General features: G+C 72.5%; 7 protein-coding genes and 1 pseudogene. 3 read left to right on the forward strand and 5 right to left on the reverse strand.

Annotated features, from left to right (window positions below):
* Positions 1–29: 29 nt before the first annotated feature.
* From cysE to ACLBX8_RS25005, 5 genes are all read right to left on the reverse strand, one after another.
* Complete coding sequence (cysE, locus tag ACLBX8_RS24985; protein WP_026605327.1) at positions 30–881, reverse strand: serine O-acetyltransferase; 852 nt, start codon at positions 879–881, stop codon at positions 30–32.
* 226 nt (positions 882–1107) lie between these two features.
* Positions 1108–1989 carry a helix-turn-helix transcriptional regulator gene (locus tag ACLBX8_RS24990; RefSeq protein WP_020095664.1) on the reverse strand — a complete coding sequence of 294 codons (882 nt, stop codon included), beginning with the start codon at positions 1987–1989 and terminating at the stop codon, positions 1108–1110.
* A gap of 343 nt (positions 1990–2332) precedes the next feature.
* Positions 2333–3310 carry a lytic transglycosylase domain-containing protein gene (locus tag ACLBX8_RS24995; protein WP_447700611.1) on the reverse strand — a complete coding sequence of 326 codons (978 nt, stop codon included), beginning with the start codon at positions 3308–3310 and terminating at the stop codon, positions 2333–2335.
* A 168-nt stretch (positions 3311–3478) separates the two neighbouring features.
* Complete coding sequence (locus tag ACLBX8_RS25000; protein ID WP_447700612.1) at positions 3479–4300, reverse strand: Cof-type HAD-IIB family hydrolase; 822 nt, start codon at positions 4298–4300, stop codon at positions 3479–3481.
* 4 nt (positions 4301–4304) lie between these two features.
* Positions 4305–4871: a gluconokinase gene (locus ACLBX8_RS25005; RefSeq protein ID WP_427510502.1), complete on the reverse strand. Its 567-nt coding sequence runs from the start codon at positions 4869–4871 to the stop codon at positions 4305–4307.
* Between the two features lie 174 nt (positions 4872–5045).
* On the opposite strand from ACLBX8_RS25005, the gene ACLBX8_RS25010 reads away from it, so the two are divergent.
* The 3 genes and pseudogenes from ACLBX8_RS25010 to ACLBX8_RS25020 form a co-directional block, all read left to right on the forward strand.
* Complete coding sequence (locus tag ACLBX8_RS25010; RefSeq protein WP_447700613.1) at positions 5046–5342, forward strand: DUF3072 domain-containing protein; 297 nt, start codon at positions 5046–5048, stop codon at positions 5340–5342.
* A 181-nt stretch (positions 5343–5523) separates the two neighbouring features.
* Positions 5524–5772, forward strand: a complete 249-nt coding sequence (locus ACLBX8_RS25015; protein ID WP_447700614.1) for a Flp family type IVb pilin — start codon at positions 5524–5526, stop codon at positions 5770–5772.
* Between the two features lie 261 nt (positions 5773–6033).
* Positions 6034–6451, forward strand: a pseudogene (locus ACLBX8_RS25020) (polysaccharide biosynthesis/export family protein); the annotation flags it as partial.

The following is a 6451-nucleotide window of genomic DNA, read 5'->3' on the forward strand; positions in this document are numbered from 1 at the left end:
GGCGGAGCGGCAAGCGCGACGGCCCCGGGTCAGATCCCGTCGCCCAGGTGGATGAACTGATCGAGGGCGACGAGTTGGTCCATCGCCCGAGCCGGATCGTCGCAGCCGGCGGTGCCGACCACGCGCGCCGGCACGCCGACGACCGTCGTGTTCGGCGGTACCGGCCGCAGCACCACCGAGCCCGCCGCCACTCGGGCGCAGGCCCCGACCTCGATGTTGCCCAGGATCTTGGCGCCGGCGCCGATCATCACGCCGCGGCGGATCTTGGGGTGGCGGTCGCCGCGCTGCTTGCCGGTGCCGCCCAGGGTCACGGCGTGGAGGATCGACACGTCGTCCTCGATCACCGCGGTCGACCCGACCACGAGGCCGGTGGCGTGGTCGAGGAAGACGCCCCGACCGATCCGCGCCGCCGGATGGATGTCGCACTGGAACACCTCCGAGACCCGGCTCTGGAGGTAGAGGGCGAGGTCGCGTCGACCGCGGTTCCAGACATGGTGGGCGAGGCGGTAGGCCTGCAGGGCGTGGAAGCCCTTGAAGTACAGGACCGGTTCGAGGGCCCGGAGCGTCGCCGGATCCCGGTCGATCACCGCGCCGATATCGGCGCGGAACGCCTGGCCGATTCCGGGATCGACCGTGATCGCCTCGTGGAAGGCGTGGGCGACGAGTTCGGCCGGGAGCGACGGGTGCCCGAGCCGCGCCGCGACCCGGTGGGAGACCGCGCCTTCCAGCGTGGTGTGGTTCAGGATGGTGGCGACGATGAAGGAGGCGAGTTGCGGCTCGGTCCGCAGGACATCCTCCGCCTCGTCCCGCAACCGCGACCAGACCGGGTCGACGACCGCGAGGTCATGCGATGGGTGAGTGAAGGCAGGACTGGCGCTCATAGTCGGATGCTCATGTCCGGGACTTCGCAGGGTCTGCCGGTCGCGCGTGGGGCGGGGCCGGTCCAGCGCCCGCTCGAGCGGGGTGGTTGTCCCGCCCGGAGAGACGGCAGCGGCGGCGACGGACCGCGGGTACTGTCCTAGCGTGGTGCGCTGCACCGCGGCGATCAAGGGCCAGCGCGGCCCGGGGGTCGCATCGGTCGCATGGCTGTCAGCGAACGCGGGCGGGTCAGTCCGCCAGCGGCACGCCCTGCCCGAACCGCGCCTCGATCGCCGCCGTCAGGCGGTCCAGCATCGTCTGGACAGGGATGTTGGAGGTGTCCACCGTCGCCGGGGCCCGGGCGTAGAGCGGCTCGCGGCTCGCCAGCACGGCGCGCAGCTCCTGCATCGCGGAGGCGTGGTCGCCCGTCGTGGCGAGGTGTCCCTGCTCGCGGACGCGGCTCATATGCTCCTCCGGCCGGGCGCGCAGCCAGATGGTGTAGAACGCCTGGAGGAGCAGATCGTAGGTCAGCGGTTCCGCGACGATGCCGCCGCTCGTCGCGAGGATCAGCGGCCCGGGATGCTCGGTCAGGCGCCGCAAGGCCGCCTGCTCGAGCCGGCGGTAGCCTTCCTGGCCGTAGATCGCGAAGATCTCCTGGACCGAGAGGGCGTTCTCCCGCTCGATCTCGGCGTTGAGCTCCACGAAGGTCCAGCCGAGGCGCTCGGCCGCGAGCTTGCCGAGGGTCGACTTGCCGGCGCCGCGCAGTCCGGTCAGCGCCACGCGCGGCCGGTTGCTCGATTCGGGCCGGCTGCCGCCGGACAGGGCCTCCTTGGCGGCGACGATCTGGGCCGGGCTCGCCTGGGCGAGGAGGTCGCGCACCACGGGCCAGTCGGGCAGCGCGTCGTTGCCGGTGATCAGGTCGTCCAGCCGCACACCCATGGCGTTCGCCACCCGCCGCAGCAGGATGATCGAGACGTTGCCCTGGCCGCCCTCTAGCTGCGCGATGTAGCGCTCGGACAGGCCCGAGGTCTGCGACAGAACCTTGCGCGACAGCCCGCGCACGGTGCGCGCGTGCCTGACGCGTCGCCCGAGGTCCGTGAGAAAGAGAGATTCCTGTTCCACGCCGGTCATGGCGCCGTCCGCTTTCCTGCCAGCTCGAAAGCAGAGTCCGTGCCCTGCATGCCTGCCGCTTCGAGATCCATCGCGCTTTGGCGTTCCGCCGGACAGGAAGCTGCCTGAGAACGTGCGCGTGTAGACCGGCGTTTCCTGCCCTGAGATCCGTCGTGCGCCACCCGCGTACGGCCGCTGTCTCGCGGCGCCGGTCCGTACCGTAACGATCCAACCACGTTGCTGGCGTGGCGCCTATGTGTTGCGGATCGACCCGATGGTCAAGCCTTGGGCATGATCCTTGTGTGGGCAGAAGGCCCGGCCGGGCGGGCGATCGGCGGTCTGCGCCCGCGCCGGAGCGGGCGCGCTACTCGACCGGCAGGGCCGTGGCCTCGCGCACCGGCGTGGCGAGCGCCGCGGCGGCCGGGGCGCGCCGCGGCGTGGCGGCGGCGAGCATCTGGAGCGACGGACGGCGCGGCGGCAGCGGCACCTCGACCGCCTCGACCGCCGCCTCGGTGGCCGGTGCCGAAGCGGCCGCGGGGGTCATCGGGGTGGCGGCCGCCGCGGGCTGCGGCGAGAGCCGGAGTTCCGCCATCTGCGCCGGCGAGGCCTCCGCGCTCCCGAGGGCCGTGGGTCGGCGCGGCGGCAGCGGCACCTCCACGGAGGGAACCGAGGCGGCCTGCGGGGCGGCCGGGGGCGCGCCCGCGGCCGGGTCGATGGACAGGCTGGCGAGTTCGACCGCGGCGCCGGCCAGGGCGGCGGGCCGGCGCGGCGGCAGCGGCACCTCGACGGTCTCGGTCGGAACCTCGGCCACGGCGGCGGCCGTCGGCGCGTAGGCCAGGGCGGCGGCCGCGGGGTTGGGTTTGGAGTCGGCGACGCCGCCGCCGAACAGGCTCGCGAGGGCGCTGGCCGAAGCCGCCACGGGGGCGACCACCGAGGCGACCTCGGTGGAGATGCCCTGGCGCTTGGCGGCGTAGTAGTAGCCGCGGTTGTAGTACTGGTAGGCCTGGGCGACGTTGCCCTTGGCCGTGCGGTAGGCGCCCGCCAGATAGGCCACGCCGTAGCGCAGGTTGGTCTCCGGATCGTACAGGCCGGCGGCGTCGCCGGTGTAGCCCATGCCGCGCGCGGTCGCGTGCTTGATCTGCATGAGACCCAGGGCGCTGCCGCCCTTCGCCCGCGGATTGTAGTTGCTCTCGCGCTTGACCACGGCGTGCACGAAGCTCGCCGGAACGCCGTTCGCCTTCGCCTGCTGCTCGATCAACGCGTCGATATTGTCGCGCGCGCCCTGCCCGAAGGCGGCGGCGGGCGCGACCGCGAGGACGGCGGCCAGGATGAGGCGATGCATTCCGAGACCCGGTGCTGCTTGTTCTGTAGTCAAGCTAGGTCACGGGGAAATGAGGCCGGAAAGCGGCCCCCGTTCGGCAGCCTGTGGGCGGCCGGGGCGACGGGCGTGCTTGTGATCCGCGCGCCACAGGGCGGCGCGCGGACGCGGTCGGCCGGTCTGGGGAGCCGGTCAGGGAAGGATGAAGCGCTCGACCGCGCGGGCGAACCCGTCGGCGTCGTTGCTGTCCGTGACCGCGCTGGCGGCCGCCTGGACGCTCGCCTCGGCATTGCCCATCGCCACGGAGTAGCCGCTCTGCGCGAACATCGGGCGATCGTTCCCGGCATCGCCGAATGTGGCGATCCGCTCGCGCGGGATGGCGAGATGCGCGCTCATCCAGGCGACGAAGCGACCCTTGTCGAGATCGGGCGGCGTCACGTCGAGATAGTACTTCTGCGAGCGGTGGACGGTGGCCCGGCCGGCCAGCGCCGCCGCGATTCGCGTCTCGCAGGCCGCGAGATGGGCGTGGTCGCGGCTGACGCCGACGATCTTGGCGGCCATACCCATGAGCGTTCCGAGATCCGGCACGACTCGGGGCTCCGCGTCGATCGTGCGGCGCTCCAGGTCGGTGTAGGGCCCGTCCGGGTCGCGCAGGCACCACGCGCCGTCGGCGAAGACCCAGACGTCCAGCCCCTCGGCCAGGAGCCGGTCGAGGGCCGCCCGGGCCGCCGGCTCCGGGATGGTCCGCTCCTCGATGATCGACAGGTCCGGCCGGACGACGCTCGCGCCGTTGAAGGCCCCCATCGGCAGGTCGAGGCCGAGCTCCGCCACGAGGCTCCGCAGCCCGATCGGCGGCCGCGCCGAGGCGATGCTGAAGCCGATCCCGGCCGCGCGCAGGCGGCGCACGGCCGCCACCGTCGCTGCCGTCAGGCGCTTGTCCCCGGTGACCAGGGTGCCGTCGACGTCCGAGATCACCAGGGCGATCCCCGCGGCCTTGCCGGTTCCTGCAGTCATCGCGTCACTCCCCACCCGGATCCCGGCGCGCCGCGGTGGCGAGTTCCGCCACGACCCGGTCGGCAATCGCCTCGGGCGGCTCGAGGATCCCGACGGTGATCGGGTGCTCGTCGGGGCCCGGGACCTCGAGGGTGGCGAACTGGCTGTCCAGGAGATGCGGCGACATGAAATGACCCTGGCGCTCCGCGAGACGCCGCGCGATCAGGGCCTTGTCGCCGTCGAGGTAGACGATGCGGACCCGCCGGCTGCCCCGGGTGAGGACGTCCCGGTACGCGCGCCGGAGCGCCGAGCAGACCACCACGCCGGACTCGCCGGCGTCGAGGCGCTGCTGGATCCAGGTCGCGATCCGGGCGAGCCACGGTGCGCGGTCCGCGTCGTCGAGGGCGTGGCCCGCGTGCATCTTCGCCACATGCTCCGGCGCGTGGAAGCTGTCGCCGTCCACGAAGATCCAGCCGAGCTTCTCGGCGATCAGCGCCGCCACGGTGCTCTTCCCGGACCCCGAGACGCCCATGACCACGAGCACCTGAGCGGCCGTCCCGGCATCGAATGGCGAGTCTGATTGGGACGTCATCCGGACCACCGTGGCTCCGAGGCGCGCCGGGCCGCCGCGCGTCACGATCATGCGGAGCGCGCGCGCGGATGGGAAGATCGCCGCGCCCGACGTTGCCGCCGTGTCGGCAGGAACCGTCGCGGCGCGGGCCGCGTTGACGACCCAGAACGCGAACATTTAGGGAACATGAGTCGCATGGCTACCACCACCGCGAAGGCGACGTCGAAGGCCGATCGGGATTCCGGTGTGCGCCAGGATGCGCACCAGGAGGCGCCGGAGAACCCCAAGACCGACCCGAAGGACGTGTCGAACCAGATCAAGGATCCAGACCAGTGGACCACCGGCGGCGAGCCGATGACCGGCGCGCAGGCCTCCTACCTGAAGACGCTCTCCGAAGAGGCGAAGGAGCCGAAGGCGTTCGATCCCGACCTCGACAAGGCCGAGGCCTCCAAGCGGATCGACGACCTGCGCCACAAGGCCGGCCACGCCTGAGCCGTCGCGGGCGCGCCCTCGCCGGGCGCGCCCGCCGCGCGGGGCGGTGCATATCCCGCCCGGAATCAGCCCGATGCCCTGTTTCGGACACTTCGTTAAGCCGGCGGCAAGCGCGGGCCGGTAACAGCCTTCCGAGCGCGTGAGGCCACGCGGACGGCGGGATGGGAAGGCGCGTTCGACCATGGATGAGCCGGGCGGCGACGGGGCGGGGCGGCGCGCGGTGCGATCCCGGGCGGCGGCCGCCCTGACGGATCGGATCCCTGTCGCGGCCGCGCGCTTCGCCCACGACCTCCGCGGATCCACCGCGACCGAGTACGCCCTGCTCGGGGGCCTGATCTTCCTCGTCGCGGTCGGCAGCATCCGCTACTACGTGTCCCGCGTCAGCGCCGTCTACGGCGACATCACCGCGGCGGTGACCCAGGGTCAGTGAGCGGATCGCGCCGGGGCCGTGCGGCCCTGGAGTCGATGGGCCGACTCGTTACCGTCGACAGCGCTCGGATTTGTGTCCCGATATTTCAGCAGCGCGCGCTGCGCCCGGCATTCGTCGTCCCTGTGCCCCGAAAAAGCTGTGCTTAACGAGGATGACTTAGCAGTCTCGGTCGTGGCGGGCGGAGTGTGGCTCACCCGCTACGGACACCTGGGCCGCTATGGGCTAGGCACGGGCTCGGCAATACCGATGGGCAACATCTGGATGCGCAAACTTCCCCTCGTCCTGCTCGCCGTCACGGCGATGTCGGGCTGCACGTACCTGCCCGCGGCGGGTCCGACGGCGAGCGCGATCCAGGCCGGGGCCGAGGTCGCCACGGCCGACGGCGGGATCCTTGCCCGCTACGAGATCATCGACGTCACCCCCTCCGTGGTCGAGGCCCTGCGCGGCCGCCCCCTCGACAGCCTGCTCGCCTCCTTCGGCGACCATCGCCCCTCCTCCGAGCCGGTGATCGGCATCGGCGACATGGTCTCGGTCTCCGTCTGGGAGGCCGGGTCCGGCGGCCTGTTCTCCGGACCCCTCGTCGCCGACCGCTTCTCCGCCGGATCCAAGTCCGCCCTCATCCCCGAGCAGCCCGTCGGGCGCGACGGCGCCATCTCGGTGCCCTATGCCGGCCGCATCA

The sequence above is a fragment of the Methylobacterium sp. D48H genome (assembly GCF_053345715.1).